Origin of the sequence: Martelella endophytica, assembly GCF_000960975.1 — a bacterium.
Classification (GTDB): Bacteria; Pseudomonadota; Alphaproteobacteria; order Rhizobiales; family Rhizobiaceae; genus Martelella; species Martelella endophytica.
The window spans coordinates 882910-902068 of record NZ_CP010803.1 but is presented as its reverse complement, the minus strand read 5'-3'; the positions used below and the strand labels follow the sequence as shown (position 1 = coordinate 902068).

General features: G+C 63.6%; 15 protein-coding genes. 14 read left to right on the top strand and 1 reads right to left on the bottom strand.

Annotation, left to right across the window (positions count from 1 at the left end; genetic code table 11):
- Positions 1 to 7: 7 nt before the first annotated feature.
- From TM49_RS04145 to cysG, 4 genes are read left to right on the top strand one after another with little or no spacing between them, the layout of a single operon-like run.
- Positions 8 to 1771, top strand: coding sequence for an ABC transporter ATP-binding protein (locus TM49_RS04145; protein ID WP_045679660.1), 1764 nt, complete (start codon positions 8 to 10; stop codon positions 1769 to 1771).
- Positions 1772 to 1776: 5 nt separating this feature from the next.
- On the top strand, positions 1777 to 4224 hold the full coding sequence (gene nirB, locus TM49_RS04140; RefSeq protein ID WP_045679659.1) for a nitrite reductase large subunit NirB: 2448 nt from the start codon (positions 1777 to 1779) through the stop codon (positions 4222 to 4224).
- A gap of 10 nt (positions 4225 to 4234) precedes the next feature.
- On the top strand, positions 4235 to 4570 hold the full coding sequence (gene nirD / locus TM49_RS04135; protein WP_045679658.1) for a nitrite reductase small subunit NirD: 336 nt from the start codon (positions 4235 to 4237) through the stop codon (positions 4568 to 4570).
- A gap of 12 nt (positions 4571 to 4582) precedes the next feature.
- The gene (gene cysG, locus TM49_RS04130; RefSeq protein WP_244464795.1) at positions 4583 to 6064 is read left to right on the top strand and encodes a siroheme synthase CysG; all 1482 of its coding nucleotides are present in this window, start codon (positions 4583 to 4585) and stop codon (positions 6062 to 6064) included.
- A 563-nt stretch (positions 6065 to 6627) separates the two neighbouring features.
- On the opposite strand, the gene TM49_RS04125 is transcribed toward cysG, so the two are convergent.
- Positions 6628 to 7383, bottom strand: a complete 756-nt coding sequence (locus tag TM49_RS04125; protein ID WP_045679656.1) for an IclR family transcriptional regulator — start codon at positions 7381 to 7383, stop codon at positions 6628 to 6630.
- 108 nt (positions 7384 to 7491) lie between these two features.
- On the opposite strand from TM49_RS04125, the gene TM49_RS04120 reads away from it, so the two are divergent.
- The 10 genes from TM49_RS04120 to TM49_RS04075 are packed head-to-tail and all read left to right on the top strand — an operon-like array spanning position 7492 to position 19113.
- Entirely contained in the window at positions 7492 to 8421 is a 930-nt protein-coding gene (locus tag TM49_RS04120; protein ID WP_045684743.1) for a polysaccharide deacetylase family protein, read from the top strand.
- Positions 8422 to 8474: 53 nt separating this feature from the next.
- Positions 8475 to 9968: an ABC transporter substrate-binding protein gene (locus TM49_RS04115; RefSeq protein ID WP_045684741.1), complete on the top strand. Its 1494-nt coding sequence runs from the start codon at positions 8475 to 8477 to the stop codon at positions 9966 to 9968.
- A 23-nt stretch (positions 9969 to 9991) separates the two neighbouring features.
- Positions 9992 to 10912, top strand: a complete 921-nt coding sequence (locus TM49_RS04110) for an ABC transporter permease (RefSeq protein WP_045679655.1) — start codon at positions 9992 to 9994, stop codon at positions 10910 to 10912.
- Positions 10913 to 10922: 10 nt separating this feature from the next.
- On the top strand, positions 10923 to 11786 hold the full coding sequence (locus TM49_RS04105; protein ID WP_244464794.1) for an ABC transporter permease: 864 nt from the start codon (positions 10923 to 10925) through the stop codon (positions 11784 to 11786).
- Between the two features lie 8 nt (positions 11787 to 11794).
- Positions 11795 to 12580: an SDR family NAD(P)-dependent oxidoreductase gene (locus TM49_RS04100; RefSeq protein ID WP_045679653.1), complete on the top strand. Its 786-nt coding sequence runs from the start codon at positions 11795 to 11797 to the stop codon at positions 12578 to 12580.
- Between the two features lie 7 nt (positions 12581 to 12587).
- Positions 12588 to 13577, top strand: coding sequence for an ABC transporter ATP-binding protein (locus tag TM49_RS04095; RefSeq protein WP_045679652.1), 990 nt, complete (start codon positions 12588 to 12590; stop codon positions 13575 to 13577).
- Positions 13574 to 14548 carry an ABC transporter ATP-binding protein gene (locus tag TM49_RS04090; RefSeq protein ID WP_045679651.1) on the top strand — a complete coding sequence of 325 codons (975 nt, stop codon included), beginning with the start codon at positions 13574 to 13576 and terminating at the stop codon, positions 14546 to 14548. Before TM49_RS04095 ends, TM49_RS04090 begins: the two co-directional genes overlap by 4 nt.
- Positions 14549 to 14558: 10 nt before the next feature.
- Entirely contained in the window at positions 14559 to 16931 is a 2373-nt protein-coding gene (locus TM49_RS04085) for a penicillin acylase family protein (protein ID WP_045679650.1), read from the top strand.
- Positions 16928 to 18076: a M20 family metallopeptidase gene (locus tag TM49_RS04080; protein ID WP_045679649.1), complete on the top strand. Its 1149-nt coding sequence runs from the start codon at positions 16928 to 16930 to the stop codon at positions 18074 to 18076. The genes TM49_RS04085 and TM49_RS04080 overlap by 4 nt, the downstream gene beginning before the upstream one ends.
- Positions 18077 to 18114: 38 nt before the next feature.
- Positions 18115 to 19113 carry an Ldh family oxidoreductase gene (locus tag TM49_RS04075; protein ID WP_244464793.1) on the top strand — a complete coding sequence of 333 codons (999 nt, stop codon included), beginning with the start codon at positions 18115 to 18117 and terminating at the stop codon, positions 19111 to 19113.
- Positions 19114 to 19159: the final 46 nt, after the last annotated feature.

Genomic DNA, 19159 nt, shown 5'->3' with positions numbered 1-19159 from the left:
GGGCGTGATGAACACAATTCTTCAGCTCAGAAACGTCGAAAAAGGCTTTGGCGAAGGCGTCAAGCGTAACCCGGTGCTCTCCGATATCTCGCTCGATGTGCAGGAAGGCGAGTTTATCGCGATCCTCGGCTTTTCCGGCGCTGGCAAGACGACGCTGATGTCGATGCTCGCCGGTCTCGAAAGGCCGGATAGCGGCGAAATCCTGTTTCGCGGCGCACCGGTCGAAGGCCCGTCACCGAAACGCGGCATTGTGTTCCAGAACTATGCGCTGATGCCCTGGCTTTCGGTGGAAGCCAATGTGCGGCTTGCCGTCGACGCCGTGCATCAGCACAAGCCGGCAAAGGAGCGGGTCGCACTCGTCGACTGGTATGTGGCGATGGTTGGCCTGAAACACGCCCGCGACCGCAAGCCGTCGGAATTGTCAGGCGGCATGCGCCAGCGCGTTTCGGTCGCCCGCGCGCTTGCCATGCAGCCGGACCTGCTGCTGCTCGACGAGCCGCTTTCGGCGCTCGATGCGCTGACCCGCGCCAAGCTGCAGGACGAGCTGGCCGATATCTCGCAAAAGGAGAAGAAGACCATCATTCTCGTCACCAATGATGTTGATGAGGCCATTCTTCTGGCGGATCGGATCGTGCCGCTGACCCCCGGTCCCAACGCCACCTTCGGCCCGTCCTTTGATGTGAATATCGCCCGGCCGCGCGAGCGCGCAGCGATGAATTCCGACCCCGATTTCATCCGCCTGCGCGCGTCGATCACCGAATATCTGATGGATGTCGGCCTCAGCGCCAAACCGGAAACAAGCCGTGTCGAAGCGCTTCCCAATGTCGTCCCGATTTCGATCAAGTCGACCTCGAAGCCTCTGCCCGCCGCCTATCGCGAGAAGGCCCAGTCGCCGATTGAGAGCGGCTATGTCGAGTTTTCCAACGTCACCAAGATCTATCCGACGCCGAAAGGCCCGCTGACGGTCGTCGACGGCTTCGACCTGAAGATGAAGAAGGGCGAGTTCATTTCCGTGATCGGCCATTCCGGCTGCGGAAAATCGACGGTGCTTTCCATGGCGGCGGGGCTGAACCCGATCAATGCCGGGGGCATCATTCTCGATGGCCGCGAGATTTCCGGCGCCGGGCCGGATCGCGCCGTGGTGTTTCAGGCCCCCTCGCTGATGCCATGGCTAACGGCGCGCGAGAACGTCGCCCTCGGCGTTGACCGGGTCTATCCGAAGGCAAGCCCCGCCGAACGCCGCGATATCGTCGAATATTATCTCGAGCGCGTCGGCCTTGGCGATGCCATGCACGGGCCGGCGGCCGACATGTCGAACGGCATGAAGCAGCGCGTCGGCATTGCCCGCGCCTTCGCGCTGTCGCCGAAGCTCTTACTGCTCGATGAACCCTTCGGCATGCTCGACAGCCTGACGCGCTGGGAGCTGCAGGAGGTGCTGATGGAAGTCTGGTCGCGCACCAAGGTCACGGCCATTTGCGTCACCCATGACGTCGATGAGGCCATTCTGCTCGCCGACCGGGTGGTGATGATGTCGAACGGGCCGAATGCCCGCATCGGCAACATCATGGAGGTCGACCTGCCACGCCCGCGTTCTCGGAAGGCGCTGCTCGACCATCCGGATTATTACGCCTACCGCGAGGAATTACTGGAGTTTCTCGAAGCCTATGAAGGCGGCGCCTCGCCCGCCGAGGAACAGCTCGCCGCCATCAGGCAGAAGCGCGATCAGCGCATCAGCCGGCAGACCTGCAACAAACGCGTCGCAGCGGAGTAGATATCATGGCCCAGAAACTCGTCATCATCGGAAACGGCATGGCCCCCGGCCGCATGCTCGAAGACCTGTTCGAGCGCGCCTCCGGCCTCTATGATGTCACCATCTTCAACGCCGAACCGCGGGTGAATTACGACCGCATCATGCTGTCGCCGGTGCTTTCGGGCGAAAAGACCTATGAAGACATCATCATCCATGGCGATGACTGGTATGAGGTGAACGGCGTGACTCTGCATCGCGGCGCAAAGGTCGCGGAGATCGACCGGGAAGCAAAGACCGTCACCGCCGAAAATGGCGTCACGGCCTCCTATGACCGGCTGGTGATCGCCACCGGGTCCTCGCCCTTCATTATCCCGGTGTCCGGGCATGATCTGCCCGGCGTGCTCGCCTATCGCGATCTCGACGATGTCGAGAAGATGCTGAAAATTGCCGCGGGGCAGGGCCATGCGGTCGTCATCGGTGGCGGGTTACTGGGGCTTGAGGCGGCCTACGGGCTGAAGCAACGCGGCATGAGCGTCACCGTGCTGCACCTGATGGATACGATCATGGAGCGCCAGCTCGATCCGGCAGCGGCCTATCTCCTGGAAAAGGCGCTCGACGATCGCGGCATCGAGATCATCACCAAGGCCAACACCAAGAAAATCCTTGGAGAGGGCAGGGTCGAGGGCGTCGAACTGGAGGACGGCCGCATCATCTCCGCCGACATGGTGGTGATGGCGGTCGGCATCCGCCCGGCGGCAGGGCTTGCCAAGGATGCCGGACTTGAGGTCAATCGCGGCATCGTCGTCGATGACGGCATGGCGACCTCCGATCCTTCGATCTTCGCGCTCGGCGAATGCGCCGAGCATCGCGGCACCTGCTACGGTCTCGTCGCGCCGCTTTATGAAAGTGCGGGCGTGCTTGCCGACCGGCTTGCCGGCGGTGCGGCGGAATACAAGGGCTCGCATGTCAACACCAAGCTGAAGGTCACCGGCATCAAGCTGTTTTCCGCCGGCGATTTCGCCGAGGGGCCGGACCGAGAGGAAGTGGTGCTGCGCGATGCGACCCGCGGCGTCTACAAGCGCGTGATCCTGCAGGATAACCGCGTGATCGGCGCCGTGCTTTATGGCGACACCGCCGATGGCGCCTGGTATTTCGACATGCTGAAGCGCGGGACGGACGTTTCCGAAATGCGCGAGACGCTGATCTACGGTCAGGCCTATCAGGGCGGCGCCACCGCCGATCCGGCTGCCGCCGTGGCAGCGCTTCCCGATGACGCGGAAATTTGCGGCTGCAACGGCATCTGCAAGGGCAAGATCGTAACCGCGATCAAGGACAAGGGCCTGACCTCGCTCGATGATGTCCGCGCCCACACGAAGGCCTCGGCGTCGTGCGGCACCTGCACCGGGCTCGTCGAACAGCTGATGGCGCTGACGCTGGGGGATGCCTATAACCCCGCGGCCGTCCAGCCGGTTTGCGGTTGCATCGATCTTGGCCATGACGACGTGCGCCGCCTGATCCGCGCCAAGGGGCTGAAGACCATTCCCGCCGTCATGCAGGAGCTCGAATGGAAAACCTCCTGCGGCTGCGCCAAGTGCCGGCCGGCGCTGAACTACTATCTCGTCTGCGACTGGCCGGGCGAATACGCCGATGACTATCAGTCGCGCTTCATCAACGAGCGCGTCCACGCCAATATCCAGAAGGACGGCACCTATTCGGTGGTGCCGCGCATGTGGGGCGGCGTCACCTCGTCGAAGGAATTGCGCGCGATTGCCGACGTCGTCGACAAATACGAAATCCCGACCGTCAAATGCACCGGCGGCCAGCGCATAGACATGCTGGGCGTGAAAAAGGAGGACCTGCCGGCGGTCTGGGCCGATCTCGGCAAGGCGGGCTTCGTTTCCGGCCAGGCCTATGCCAAGGGCCTGCGCACGGTGAAGACCTGCGTCGGCAGCGACTGGTGCCGCTTCGGAACGCAGGATTCGACCGGCCTTGGCATAAGGCTCGAGAAATTCATGTGGGGCTCGTGGACGCCGGCCAAACTCAAGCTCGCCGTTTCCGGCTGTCCGCGCAACTGCGCGGAGGCAACCTGCAAGGATATCGGCGTGATCTGCGTCGATTCCGGCTTCGAAATCCATTTCGCGGGTGCTGCCGGTCTCGAAATCCGGGGCACCGAGGTGCTCGGCATGGTGAAAACCGAGGACGAGGCGCTGGAGCATATCGTGGCGCTCACCCAGATGTACCGCGAACAGGCGCGCTATCTGGAGCGCATCTACAAATGGGCGAAACGCATCGGCTATGACGAAGTCCGCGCCCAGATCATGGACGATGCCGAAAAGCGCAAGGCCTATTTCGACCGCTTCGTCGAGAGCCAGAAATACGCCCAGGTCGACCCGTGGTCGGAACGCGTCTCCGGCAAGGACAAGCATGAGTTCAAGCCGATGGCCGTGGTCGGTCATCCCGAGCCGGCGGAGTGAGGAGCCCATCATGAGCAACGAATTCATCGCCATCGGCCATATTCAGGACATTCCCCGGCGCGGCGCGCGCTGCATCAACACGGCTTTCGGGCGCATCGCGGTCTTCCGCACGGCCGAGGATGACGTCTTTGCCATGGATGACCGCTGCCCGCACAAGGGCGGGCCGTTGTCGCAAGGCCTGGTGCATGGCAGGGCCGTGACCTGCCCCTTGCACAACATGGTCATTTCCCTGGAAAGCGGCGAGGCACTCGGCGCCGATGAAGGCGAGGTGCGGACCTATCCGGTCCGGGTGGACGACGGGCAGCTTTCCATCGCGCTCTCCGCTTTGCCGCTCGCGGCCGAATAGGGAGGCGGACTGATGGCTAACGCACGCGCTCCCGCCCGCATGGAGGAACTGGCGGTCCTGCCGCTGTTCTTTCGGTTGAAGGGCCGGCCGGTGCTGGTCGCCGGTGCCAGCGAAGCGGCGGCCTGGAAGGCCGAGCTTCTGGCCGCGGCCGGCGCCGACGTGACGGTCTGTCTCGGCGGCGAGAAGGCCTGCGACGAATTGCTGGCGCTTGAGAAAGCTGGCCGGGTTCGCCTTCAAGCCGTGAACTGGCAAGTGGCGGAATGGCGCGATCTCAGCCTGGCGCTGGCGGATTGCGACGACGATGCCGAGGCTGAAGCCTTCGCCGCCCGCGCGAGAGCCGAGGGCGTGCCCTTCAACGTCATCGACAAGCCGGCCTTCTGCAGCTTCCAGTTTGGCTCGATCGTCAACCGCTCGCCGGTCGTTGTCGGCATTTCCACCGATGGCGCCGCGCCCATTCTCGGCCAGGCGATCCGGCGGCGGATCGAGACGCTGCTGCCGAAGGCGCTTGCCGAATGGGCGGGCCTTGCCGCCTCCCTGCGTGAGGCCATTGGCGCGCAATTGAAGCCGGGCGGTGCGCGCCGGACCTTCTGGGAGCATTTTGTCGATCTGAGCTTTTCCGGTCGCCCCGAGGAGGATGCGGCGGAACGGCTTATGACGCGGGTGACACAGATCGCGACCGCGCCGCAGACCGGCAGCGTCACGCTTGTCGGCGCCGGACCGGGCGACCCGGAACTCCTGACGCTGAAGGCCATGCGGGCGCTGCAATCGGCCGATGTCATCCTGTTCGACGACCTGATCTCGCCGGAAATCCTCGAACTGGCGCGACGCGAGGCGAAGCGCATGCTGGTCGGAAAACGCGGCGGTCGGACAAGCTGCCGGCAGGAGGATATCAACCGGATGATGCTCGATCTGGCGCGGACCGGAAAGCGGGTCGTGCGGCTGAAATCGGGCGACCCTTCGGTGTTCGGGCGATCCGGCGAGGAAATTGCGGCGCTGCGGCAGGCAGGCATCCCGGTTTCCGTCATCCCCGGCGTCACCGCCGCAAGCGCGCTTGCCGCCGGCACCACCACCTCGCTCACCCACCGCGATTGCGCCCAGTCGGTCCGCTTCGTCACCGGGCACTCGAAAAAGGGCGCGTTGCCGGATGATCTCGACTGGCGCGCCATCGCCGACCCGACGACCACGACGATGTTCTACATGGGCGGCCGCACCGCGGGCGAGATCAGCGCCCGATTGATTGCGGAAGGACTCTCGCCCGAAACCCCGGTCCTGATCGCCTCCAACATCAGCCGTGCGGATGAGAAGCGCTGGCATGGCACGCTCGCCGGTCTGAGCGAGGGCATGAAGGAGATCGGCCACGACAACCCGGTTCTGTTCGGCGTCGGCCGGGTTTTTTCGCGGAAGATGGCAGGGAAGGAGGCGATCGATGAGACGCAGGCTGTCTTTCACAAGCCGGTGCACGGTGTACAGGCCTTACCCGCATTGTCATGCTAGCGCGTACCGCCAGTTGAGGTCCGAAATGTTATCCGGTTTGATAGGGGCGTCCGCCCTCGATCTTTGGCAAGAGCTCGGGTGGCAATATGCTGCGCCAGTGCGAGAGCTCTGCTACCGCTCCGGCTCCGAAGCTAGCCCCCTCAAGAGCCCACCAAAAGTTTCCCTGCGACGGAGGCAGAAAGCTCACCTGCCTTTAGGAGGGAGGAACAAAACAGTGTCCAAATCCTGCCCCCGCAACCAAATCCACTTCGTCCGATATACAAAAGCCCCCGCATAACGCGGGGGCTTTTGGCGTTTCTGGTGAGGCCTTGTTGACGCTTACCGGCGAAACGCCCGTCGCCAGATGTAGAAGACCTGCGATCGCACCATAGAGGTCGATATCGAGACCAGCGCCGTCTCAGGGTCCAGAGGGCTTGCGATCGGCCCGTAAAGATCGCTATAGAGGCTCGCCCTGCGACAGCGTCAGAACGAGTCTGACGATCAGATTCGATTGGTTTGTCCGCCATGCGGTCTGTCAAAAAAACGCTCTGTCGATCAGCGAAGCAGCGGTACGCCTTTTGCTGCTAAATTCGGTAGCCCATCACTCGGCTGAGCTGATAGGCGGCCTCGCGGACCATGAGGATCAGGAGTTCCCGTTTCTCCATGAAGCGCGTTGTCAGCGTGCCGAGATTGAGCGCGGCGATCACCTTTCCTTCGCGGTTCCAGACCGGTGCTGCAATTCCCGTCGACCCCGTGACGAACTCCTGATCGTTCAGCGCGTAACCGTCCCGGCGGACCTTTTCCAGCAGGCGGCGCAGGTCGTCGGGATTGGTGATGGTGAAGCGGGTATAGGTGAGAAACTGGACGCGGGACAGGTAATCCTCCAGTGCGTCGGCGGGTGCGTAGGCGAGCAGCAGGCGCCCGGTCGCGGTGCAGTAGGGCGTGATCGCGGCATCCATGTTGACGTCGTAGCGCACGGGCTGCCGGCTTACGCATTTGGCCAGGCGCCGGACGTCGCAATGCGCGTTCATCGTCGAAAGCAGCACGGTTTCCCCGGATTGATCCCGAAGCCGTTCCATGAAGGGCATGGCCTTGACCACCAGCGGCTCCTCATGGGCCTTGAACGGGAAGCCATGCCGGCTCGCCTCGACCATGACATAACGTCCGGCGGTATGAATGACGTGTCCCCGCGCCACCAGCGTTTGCACAAGCGCATGACCGCTGGACTTGGGGAAACCCAGGTCCCTGCAGATTTGAGAAAGCGAGACGGCCTCGCGACGCTCGGACAGATATTCGAGCAGGTCGAGAATGCGCGCCGCGCTTTTAACCTCGGAGTTCATATATGTGAACAAAACCTCAATTGCTGACCAATAATCAGGCTTGTATCATTTTTCATGCAGGGCGGGTAGCGATTGCGACCGAATGCCCGGAGAGCATGAAAGATGACGATGAGCGCGACGCAACAACACGATCAACTAAAACCCTGGACCTGGGGCGAGGACCTCTGGCGCAACAAGCTCGACAAGGTCCGGGCCGGCCGCTCGCTGATGCCCGCGCGCTGGAAGAACGGTGCACGCATGGCCGTCGCGCTTTCCTTCGATGCCGATCAGGAAACCTTCGAGCTGAAGAACGGCGGCGTTTCCATCGGCCGCCTGAGCCAGGGCCAGTACGGGGTGCGCCGCGGCATGCCGCGTATCCTGGCGATACTCGAAAAATACGGCGTTGCCGCCTCTTTCTTCATGCCTGCCGTGGCCGCGATCATCAACCAGGACGAGGTCCGGTCCGTGATCGACAATGGCCACGAACTCGGCCTGCACAGCTGGATCCACGAGTTCAACTCCCGCCTTGACTACGAAACCGAGCGCGATCTTGCCTTCCGCGCGGCCGATACGCTGGAAAAGCTCTCGGGCGTGCGCCCGGTCGGCATGCGCACCGCCTCCTGGGATTTCAGCCCGTTCACGCTGGCGATCGCGCGTGAAATGGGGCTCCTCTACGATAGCTCGCTGATGGCCGATGACGATCCCTATGAGCTATTGGAAGACGGAGAGCCCACCGGAATGGTGGAAATTCCCGTCGAATGGATCAGGGACGATGCGCCTTACGTTGCGATGGATCGCATGACCGGCGCTCGACCCTATGGCGGACCGATGATGGTGGCAGACATCTTCCGCCGCGAGATCGAAATGGCGTGGGAAGAGGGCGGCCTGTTCCAGGTCACGCTTCATCCCCACCATGTCGGCCATCGGTCGCGAATCTTTATTCTTGAGGACATCATCCGGCTGGCGCAGTCGAAGGGTGATGTCTGGTTCTGCACCCATGCGGAATTGGCGCGCTATTGCGCCGAAGAATCCGGTCTCAATGGCGCCGCGTCCGCGTGACACGGCGTCTTCGGGACCGGCCAGTCAAGACGATAACAAAGAGGGTGAAACATATGAAAACCGGAATAAAGTCCGCCGCCGTTCTTCTGGTGGCCCTGATGGCATCCGTCGCCGGCGTTGAAGCGAAGGACACGCTGACCATCGACCTACCGAATGATGCGGCAACGCTCGATCCGCATCTGCAGTGGAATACCGACAGCTACACGATCTACCGCAACATCTTTGACAACCTTCTGACCCGCGATACCTCCGGCGAGATCGTACCGCAGATCGCGACGGCATGGAATTATGAGAACGACACCACGCTCGTCCTCAAGATCCGCGACGACGTGACCTTCCAGGACGGCTCCAAGCTCACCGCCGACGATGTCGCCTTCTCCATCAGCCGGATCATCGACCCGGCGCTGAAGAGCCCGCAGCTTTCCCAGTTCGACCAGATCGCCACAGCCGAGGTCGTTGACCCGACGACGGTGAGGATCACCACAAAGTCGGCCTATCCGGCGCTGCTGGCCCAGCTCGTCAAGCTTTCGATCGTGCCGAAGGCCTATGTCGAAAAGGTCGGCGACGCGGAATTCAACCTCAAGCCCATGGGCAGCGGCCCATACGAACTTGCCGAGTGGAAGAAGGGCATCGAGACCGATCTCAAGGCCAATGACAGCTACTGGCGTGGCCAGCCTCCCTTCGAGACCGTCGTTTTCCGTGCGGTTCCGGACGTTTCCACCCGCATCGCCGACCTGAAGACCGGCAAGGCCGATCTGGTTCGCGACGTGCCCCCGGATCAGGCCACCAGCATCGAAAACGACCCCAACACCAAGCTCCTGTCGGTTCCCACCGAACGGATCGGCTATCTCTATATCAACGCCGAAGCCGGCCCGACGGAAGACGTGCGCGTGCGTCAGGCGATCGCCTATGCGATCGACAAGCAGGGCCTCGTCGACGCGCTTCTTGAGGGCTATGGCGCGCCGGTCAATGTGCTCGGTGCCACGCCGATCTTCGGCTACACCGACGCGGTGGAAGGCTATTCTTACGATCCGGACAAGGCGTCCGAACTGATCAAGGAAGCCGGCGCCGAGGGCGCCAAGCTGGAATTCCTGACTTCGCCATCCTATCCGCGCGCGGTTGTCGAGGCGATCCAGCAGATGCTCAATGATGTCGGTCTCGACGTCGAGATTTCCTCGAGCGACCAGGCGACCTTCCTGAAGCGTCGCCAGGGCGATCCGGCCAATGCCGGCAGCCTCGCCTATGGTGCATGGTCCTGCGCCTGCCAGGATGCCGACGGCATCATCTTCCCGCTGTTTCGTACCGGCAGTATCTGGGCGAAGTATTCGAACCCGCAATATGACGCCCTGGTCGATGCGGCCCGCTCGACCCTTGACGAAGACGAGCGCAAGGATCTCTACAAGCAGGCTTACGAAATCCTGCGCGAAGACGTTCCCGGCCTTGGCCTGTTCCAGACCTACGCGCTTTATGGCGCGGCGAAGGATCTCGACTGGCAGCCGTCTCCGAACGAGGCGATGTTCGTGATGGACATGAGCTGGCAGCAGTAAGTAACAGGACGTAGAGAACGATCATGCTGCAATACGCCGCCCAGCGACTGGTACAAGCGATCATCGCGATCTTCGGCGTGCTCACGATCGTTTTCGTCGTGATGCATCTTTCGGGGGACCCGACCTTGCTTCTGGTCCCCCAGGATGCCTCGGCGGCGATGATCGCCGAACTTCGCCACCAGCTCGGCTTCGACCGGCCGATCTCGGTGCAGTATCTCGACTATCTCAACGATCTCGCCCATTTCGATTTCGGCGTCTCCGTGGTCCAGCGGGTGCCGGTCATCGATATCGTCGCCTCGCGCCTACCCTACACGATCGAGCTTGCCGCCGGCGCCCTGGTCGTCGCGATAGGCTTCGGCATTCCGGCGGGCATCATCATGGCGACGGTGCGCGGCGGCGTGATCGAACGGGTGCTGACGGCGATCGTCGTCACCGGACAGAGCGTTCCGACCTTCCTCTCCGGCATCCTCCTGATCTTCATCTTCGGCGTCACCCTGCGCTGGCTGCCGACTTCGGGTTCGGGCACGTTTTCAGCGCTGATCATGCCGTCGATCGCGCTCGGTGCGCTGTCGATGTCGACCTTCGCACGCATGACGCGGATCGCCATACTGGACGAACTCGGCAAGGATTATGTCCGCGCCGGCCGCGCCCGCGGCCTGTCGATGGAAAAGATCGTCGTGCGCCACGTGCTGCGCAACGCCTCCATTCCGGTGATTACCATTGCCGCGCTCGAAATCGGCAATCTGCTGGCGGGCGCCGTCATCATCGAGACGGTGTTCGCCTGGCCCGGCATCGGCCAGCTCGCCATCCAGTCGATCCAGTCGCGCGATTTTCTCGTCGTCCAGCTGATCGTTCTGCTGATCTCGGTGGTCTATGTGCTCACCAGCGTGCTGGCGGATTTCATCTATGTCGTGGTCGACCCGCGCATCCGTCTTGTCAGATAAGGAGACATCCGTGAACGCGCGCGCCCTTTCCCTCCGTCTTCGCCTGAACCGGGTCCCGGTCGCGGTCATCCTGGCGGGGATCGTCCTGACGGTCATCGTGCTGCTGGCGATCTTCGCGCCCTTTGTCACGCCGCTCGATCCGAACAAGCAGACGCTTCTCGCGCGGCTGAAGCCGCCGGGCTTTACCTATCGCGGCATCACCTACTGGCTGGGAACGGATGATCTCGGTCGCGATCTCTTGTCGCGTACGCTTTATGGTGCCAGGATTTCGCTCAGCGTTGCGGTGCTGTCGGTGGTCGTTTCCACCGTGGTCGGCGTCGCGCTCGGCATGATCGCAGGCTGGTTCCGCGGCTTTACCGAAACCGTGATCATGCGGCTCGTCGATATCATGATGTCGATCCCGGCCGTGCTGCTCGCCGTACTCACCGTCGCCGTTCTCGGACCCGGTTTTCTGAAGCTCGTTCTGGTGCTCGGCCTTACCCGCTGGCCGCGCTATACCCGCGTCGCCTATGGCCAGACGCTGCAGGTCGCCAATCTGCCCTTCATCAAGGCCTCCGAACTTGCCGGCGCCGGCGCCAGCCGCATCCTCTTCCACCACGTCCTGCCGAATATTGCCGGGCCGATCCTGATCGTGGCGACCGCGGAATTCGGCCTGATGATCCTGATGGAGGCCGGGCTTTCCTTCCTCGGTCTCGGAATTCAGCCGCCAGCGGCAAGCTGGGGCTCGATCATGAGTGTCGGACGGCAATATCTGGAGCGCGCCTGGTGGATCGTCGCCGTGCCCGGCGCGGCACTCTTCCTTCTCGTCTTTTCCGTCAACATCGTGGGAGACTGGCTGCGCGACCATCTCGACCCACGCTCCCGTTCCCGCTGAGGTTTCAGATGCAGTTTCAAGACAAGACCATGGTTATCACCGGCGCGGCCGGGATCTTCGGCAGCTGGATCGCCGCCTATTTTGCGAAGGAAGGGGCCAGGCTCTGCCTCAGCGACATTCGCATGGATACGCTGGAGAAGGTTGCCGCCGACCTCGACCTTGATCCGAAAACGACGCTTCTGCATGCGACCGAACTCACGAGCGACGACTCGATGCTTGAACTGGTCGACCTCGTGCGGCGCGAATGGCAGGCGCCGGATATCCTCGTCAACAATGCCGGTATCTATACACGCTTCAGCCTTCTCGACATGGCGCTTTCCGACTGGGACCGCGTCTTCGGCGTCAATCTGCGCGCGCCCTTCGTGCTGTCCCGCGAAATGGCGAAGCTGATGATCGCCGATGGCCGCAAGGGCTCGATCATCAACATCTCCTCGGGTGCTTCACGCAAGATGAACCAGAATTCGGTGCCCTACTGCACCTCCAAGACAGCTGTCGAACGGCTTTCCAAGGGCTTCGCCATGGAACTCGCCCATCACGGCATCCGCGTCAATGTCGTGGAACCGGGCTTCGCGCCGGGAAGCGAGGTCTCCGCGCTCAGCGAGGAGTATGTCGCCAACATGCTGAAGAACATTCCGCTCGGCCGCGCCAGCGGGCCGGAGGATGCGCCGGGCGCGATTGCCTACCTGTGCTCCGAGCAGGCCGGCTTCATCACCGGCGCGGTCCTGAGCGTCGACGGCGGCAATTCAATCGGCAACTACAAGCGCCCGGAAGCGGCGCCGGCAAAGGCGGGGTGAAACCTTGATGGCAGAGACCCCACTCGTATCGGTCGAGGACCTGACGATCGACATTGGCGGCGCCCATGTCGTCGACGGCGTGTCGTTTACCGTCGCGCCCGGAAAGGTGATGGCGCTGGTGGGGGAATCGGGTTGCGGCAAGTCACTGACCTCATATGCCATGCTCGGCCTCCTACCGCCGGCGGCAAAACAGAGCGGCGGACGCATCCTGCTCGAAGGCACCGATCTCACCCGGCTTTCCGAAAGACAGCTGCGCAAGGCTCGCGGCAAGGACATCTCGATCATCTTCCAGGAGCCGAGTGCCTCGCTTGATCCGCTGACGACCGTTGGCGCGCAGGTCGCCGCCGCCTATCGGGCGCATCACGGCGTCTCGCGCAAAGAGGCTTATGCAAGGGCGCGGCAGATGCTCGCCGATGTCGGCATTCCCGATCCGGATCGGCGCCTGCATCAATATCCGTTCGAGCTCTCGGGCGGCATGTGCCAGCGCATCATGATCTCGATCGCGCTGATCTGCAGCCCGCGCGTTCTCGTCGCCGATGAGCCGACGACCGCACTCGACGTCACCATTCAGGCGCAGATCCTCGACCTGATGAAGGCGCTGGTCGCCGAGCGTGGCACCGCCATTGTCATCATCACCCACGACATGGGCGTCGTCGCCGACATCGCCGACGAAGTCGCGGTGATGTATGCAGGGCGCATTGCCGAGATCGCGCCGGTCGAAGCCCTCTTTGCCAGTCCGCGCCATCCCTATACCGCCCTGCTGCTCGCAAGCGTGCCCAAGCTTTCCGATCTGCCGAAGGCGGATCTTGCCACCATTGACGGCACGGTGCCTTCGCCGGAGGAATTTGGTGTCGGCTGTCGGTTTGCCGATCGCTGTCCGCTGGCGGATGAGCGTTGCAGGGAGGAACAGCCGCCGCTTGTCGATTGCGGCGGCGGCCATCGGTCCGCCTGCTTTCATATCGAGCGCATGGACGAAATCCCTGGAGTGCCCGCATGAGCGAAGCGAATGTCCTCGAACTTTCAGACGTCGCGGTCCATTTCGGTGGACGCGGCGGATTTTTCGGCGGCGCCGGCGCGGTGGTCAAGGCTGTCAACGGCGTTGATCTTGCGATCGGCCGCGCCGAGACGGTGGCTCTGGTCGGTGAATCGGGCTGCGGCAAGTCCACACTTTCCAATGCCATTGTCGGGCTGCAGCCACCCGTTTCGGGCAGTATCCGCATCGGTGGAAGCGAGGTCGTCGGCGCCAGCCCGAGGGCGCTGAACGACATCCGCCGCAAGGTGCAGATGGTGTTCCAGGATCCCGCACTGTCGCTCGATCCGCGCTCGACGATCGGTGCCACCATCGGCGAGCCGTTGAAGGTGCGCGGCATCGCCAGAGGTAAGGCACTGAAGCAGAAGGTGGCCGAGCTTCTCAAGGAGGTTGGCCTGAGGCCCGAACATGCCGACCGCTATCCGCACCAGTTTTCCGGCGGCCAGCGCCAGCGGGTGGTGATCGCCCGCGCGCTCGCGCTCGAACCCGATCTGGTCATCTGCGACGAGCCGGTCTCCGCGCTCGATGTCTCCGTCCGCGCCCAGATCCTCAACCTGCTTGTGGCACTGCAGAAGCGCACCGGCGTTTCCTATCTCTTCGTCTCGCATGACCTCAGCGTGGTGCGCCACATCTGCGACCGGGTGGTCGTGATGTATCTCGGCCGCTTTGTCGAAATCGCCGAGCGCGACGTCTTCTTTGCCGATCCGAAGCACCCCTATGCCCGGGCGCTGATGTCGGCCGTGCCCGAGGCCGATCCGGTGGCGCAGCGGACCCGACAGCGCTTTACCTTGTCCGGCGAATTGCCGAGCCCGGCGAATATTCCGCCGGGCTGCGCCTTCCACACCCGTTGTCCGCTGGCAACCGAAATCTGTTCGCGCGAGCGCCCGGAACTGACACCGCGACCGGACGGTGCCCGTGTCGCCTGCCATCATGCCTGAAGCTGATCCCATGCCCCAATCCACAGAAGACGAAACCATCCCTCTGGAAGGCCTCGACGCGGAAGCCGAAATCCGCGTCGACGAATGGGGCATTCCCCATATCCGCGCCGGAAGCGATCACGACCTTTTCCTCGCGCAGGGCTTCAACGCAGCACGTGACCGGCTGTGGCAGCTCGATCTCTGGCGCAAGCGCGGGCTTGGCCTGCTTGCCGCCGATTTCGGGCCCGGCTATCTCGCCCAGGACCATGCCGCGCGGCATTTTCTCTATCGTGGCGACATGGGGCCGGAATGGCGGGCCTATGCCGATGACACTGAGGCGATCTGCACCGCCTTTGCCGCCGGTGTGAATGCCTATATCGGCCTTTGCGAAAGCGAGCCCGAGCGACTGCCGCCGGAATTTTCCCTGTTCGGCACGAAGCCCCAGCCTTGGCAGCCCGAGGATGTCCTGCGCATCCGCTCGCATGCGCTCACCCGCAACGGCGTTTCGGAGATCCTGCGCGCCAATGTCATGGCGCTCGCCGATGCCGAGACCGACCTCCTGCGCTTCGAGATCGATCCGCCGGTGGAGCCGAAACTGGCGGAAGGACTGTCATTCGAGGATATTCCGCTCGATGCGATCCGGCTGTTCAAGCTCGCGACCGCAACTGTGACCTTCGAAAAGGCGCGTCTTGCTGCCCCTCTGGAAGAGGCCTGGCGCTGGAGCGAGGTCACGGACCTCGGAGAGATCGTTCAGCGCAGCGCCGAGGAAGGCTCCAACAACTGGGCCGTTCACGGGTCGCGGACCGAGACCGGCCGGCCGATCCTTGCCAGCGATCCGCACCGTGCCCATGCCGTGCCGTCGCTGCGCTATCTCGTCCATCTCGAGGCGCCCGGCATCAATGTCATCGGAACCGGCGAGCCGAGCGCGCCCGGGGTCTCGATCGGCCATAACGAGCGCACAGCCTTCGGCCTCACCATCTTTGGAGCCGACCAGGAGGACGTCTATGTCTACGAAACCAGTCCGGACGATCCCGATCTTTATCGCTACGGCAACGGCTGGGAAAGGATCGATCGGGATCGGCAACGCTTTCTCGTCAAAGGTCACTCCGACCAGCATCTGACGCTCTCCTTCACGCGCCACGGGCCGGTGCTCAACGAGGATCGCAGCCGCCATCGCGTTGTCGCGATGCGCACGGTCTGGCACCTGCCGGGCTCGGCCGCCTATCTCGGCAGCCTGGCCTATATGCGCAGCCGCTCGACCACCGCCTTTGCGGAGACGCTCGGCCACTGGGGCACGCCCTCGGTCAATCACGTCAGTGCCGATGTCGACGGTCATATCGGCTGGTTCACCGCCGGCTTTACCCCTGTCCGCCGCAACTGGCACGGGCTCCTGCCGGTTCCGGGCGACGGACGCCACGAATGGGACGGCTTCCTCGCGCCGGAAGAATTGCCGCGCAGCTTCGACCCCGAAGCGGGTTTCGTCGCCTCTGCCAACGAGATGAACCTTCCCCCGGAGCGAACCGGTCCCTCGATCGGCCATGAATGGGCGGAGGTGAGCCGCGCGCGGCGGATCAAGTCGGTGCTCGCCGCCGATCGCAGCCACAGCCTTTCCGCCTCGATGGCGTTGCAGACGGATGTGTTTTCGCGCCCGGCCGCCATCGTCACGGCGCTGGTCGCAGGCCTTGCCGGGCAGGGGGCACTGGATGAGGTTACTGCGGAGGCTGCGCGGCTTTTCGCGGGCTGGGATCACCGGCTTACGGTCGACAGCGCCCCTGCGGCCCTCTTCGAGGTCTGGTGGATGAAGCATCTGCGTCCGGGCATTGCCGCCCGTTTCGCGCCGGATGCGAAGGTGCGCCAGCTGCTGCTGCCGGGCGATTTTGACCGCTTCCTCTTCCTCCTCGAAGTGCCCGAGCCGCACTGGAGCCTTGCCGAACGCGACGCGCTGATCCTTGCCACCCTTGCCGATGGGTTTGGGGATTGCCTCCGACGGCTCGGGGATGATCCGGACCGCTGGCGCTGGGGGGATCTGCACCGGGCGCTCTTCCAGCATGCGGCGAACGGGGCGAAGCCTTCAGCCGACAGCGCCTGGAACGTCGGCCCGCTGCCGGTGGGTGGCAGCCGCTCGACGCCGATGCATGCGGCCTATCGGCTTGGCGATTTCAACGTCAATGCCGGCGCCTCGGTCCGTCTCGTCATGGATGTCGGGGCCTGGGATAATTCCGTCTGCGTCAACACGCCCGGCCAGTCCGGCGATCCGCGCTCGCCCCATTATGCCGATCTCGCCGCGCCCTGGGCGCGCGGCGATTATGTGCCGCTTCTCTTCAGCCGCGACAGGGTCGATGCCGCCACGCGGCGGCGAATCCGCCTCATCCCTTCCTCGCCGTCAGGAGCGACAAAACCATGACCCCCGTATTCACCGCCGACGATATCGATCTCGATGCCTTTCTCGCCGAGCTTGAGCAATGGGTTGCGATCGAAAGCCCGAGCAGCGACATCGCCGCCGTCAACCGGATGATGGAAAAGGCGGAGGCCTTTGCCCAGGCCTTGGGCCTTGCGATCGAGCGGACGCCCGGCGCCCCGGATGCCGGCGACATGCTGACGGTCCGCACGCCGCGCGCTGCTGGCGACAATCGTCCCGGAATCCTGATCCTCGCCCATCTCGATACCGTCCATGCGGTTGGCACGATTGCCGACAAGCTGCCGCTTCGTCGCGACGGCTACCGACTTTACGGCCCTGGTATCTACGACATGAAGGCCGGCGTGCTGATGGCGCTTCAGGCGATGGCGCTTGCGGCGAAGGCCGGCGATCACCTACCGACCGAGCTCCTGATCGTGCCGGATGAGGAAATCGGGTCGAAAAGCTCACGGCCGCTGATCGAGGAGCGTGCCCGCGATGCGGCTTGCACGCTGGTTGTCGAACCTGCCCGCGACGGCGGCAAGATCGTCACCGCGCGCAAGGGCGTCGGCATGTTCGACATTGTCGTGCGCGGCCGTGCCGCTCATGCGGGCGTGCGTCCTCTCGACGGTCGCTCGGCGATCCGCGCGGCGGCCCGGCTGGTTCTGGATCTGGAAGCCCTCAACGACCCCGCCCGCGGCATCAGCGTGACGACAGGCACGATCCAAGGTGGAACGGGGCGCAACACCGTGCCGGAGGAGTGCCGGCTGCAGCTCGACCTGCGCCTGCCCGACGCGACCAGCGCGGCGGAGGTGATCGCTAAGGTCAAGGCGATGAAGCCCGTCGATCCGGATATCACATTCGAGATCACCGGCGACCTCAATCGCCCGCCATTTGCCCAGAGCGATGCCGGCCGCCGTCTTTTCGACCAGACGGCGTGTATCGCGTCGGAACTGGGCTTCACGCTCGAAGGCATGGCGACGGGAGGCGGTTCGGATGGAAACTTCACCGCTGCGCTCGGCGTGCCGACGCTCGACGGTCTCGGTGCCGACGGGGCCGGTGCTCATACGTTTGAAGAGCATATTCTGGTCAGCAGTATCGCGCCGCGTACGGCCTTGCTTGCCAACATCCTCGCCTTGGTGGAAATGAACTGACGGGAACACCCGGGATCTGAGAAAAGGATTTACTCGCCATGCCGTCCTCTACCGTCATGACCATCGGCGACATCGAGACACTGGTCGTCTCCATTTTGATCCGGAATCGCGTCAGCGAGGAAAACGCCCTGTCCGTCGCGAAAGCGCTTGTCGCCGCCGAAGCGGCCGGCCAGCCCGGCCATGGGCTTCGTCGCGTGCCGGCCTATAGCGCCCAGGCGCTCGCGAGGAAGGTCGATGGTGAGGCGATGTCGGTGGCGATGGCGACGGCCGAGGCCGTCCGCCGCATTGACGCGGGATATGGCTTTGCCTATCCGGCATTCGATATGGCGGTGGAGCTCCTGCCATCCATAGCCTCCAGAACCGGTATCGCGCTGGCAGCCATCCACCGCTCGCATCATGCCGGCGTGATGGGGTTGACGGTCGAGCGTTTCGCCGAGCGCGGACTGGTCGCGTTGATGGTTGCGAATGCGCCCGCCGCCATGGCGCCGTGGGGCGGCCGTCATGCCGTCTACGGCACCAATCCCATCGCCTTTGCGGCGCCGCTGGAAGGCACGGATCCGATCGTCATCGATCTGGCGATGTCGAAGGTGGCGCGGGGCAAGATCATGGCTGCCAGGCAGTCCGGCCGCGCCATCCCGGAAGGCTGGGCGCTTGATGCGAACGGCGATCCGACAACCGACGCCGATGCTGCGATGGCTGGTACCATGATCCCGCTCGGAGACGCCAAGGGTGCTGCGCTGGCGCTGATGGTGGAGATTCTTGCCGCCGGTATCACCGGGGCCAATTATGCGTTCGAGGCTTCCTCGCTGTTCGATGATCAGGGGCCGCCACCGGAACTCGGGCAGACCATCATCGTCATCGATCCCCGCGCAACGGGCGGCAGCGGGGTGGCTGCACGGCTTTCCCTGCTTGCCGAGACCATCGCGCGCGATCCCGGCACGCGCCTTCCCGGAAAACGCGGAGCGAATGCGCGCAGGAAGGCTCTTGCGGAAGGGCTCGTGATCGACGAGGACGTCATGCGGCTTCTGTCGATCTGATTGCCCGGGCGCACGGTTGCGATGAAAATGCGGACATTATGGAGAA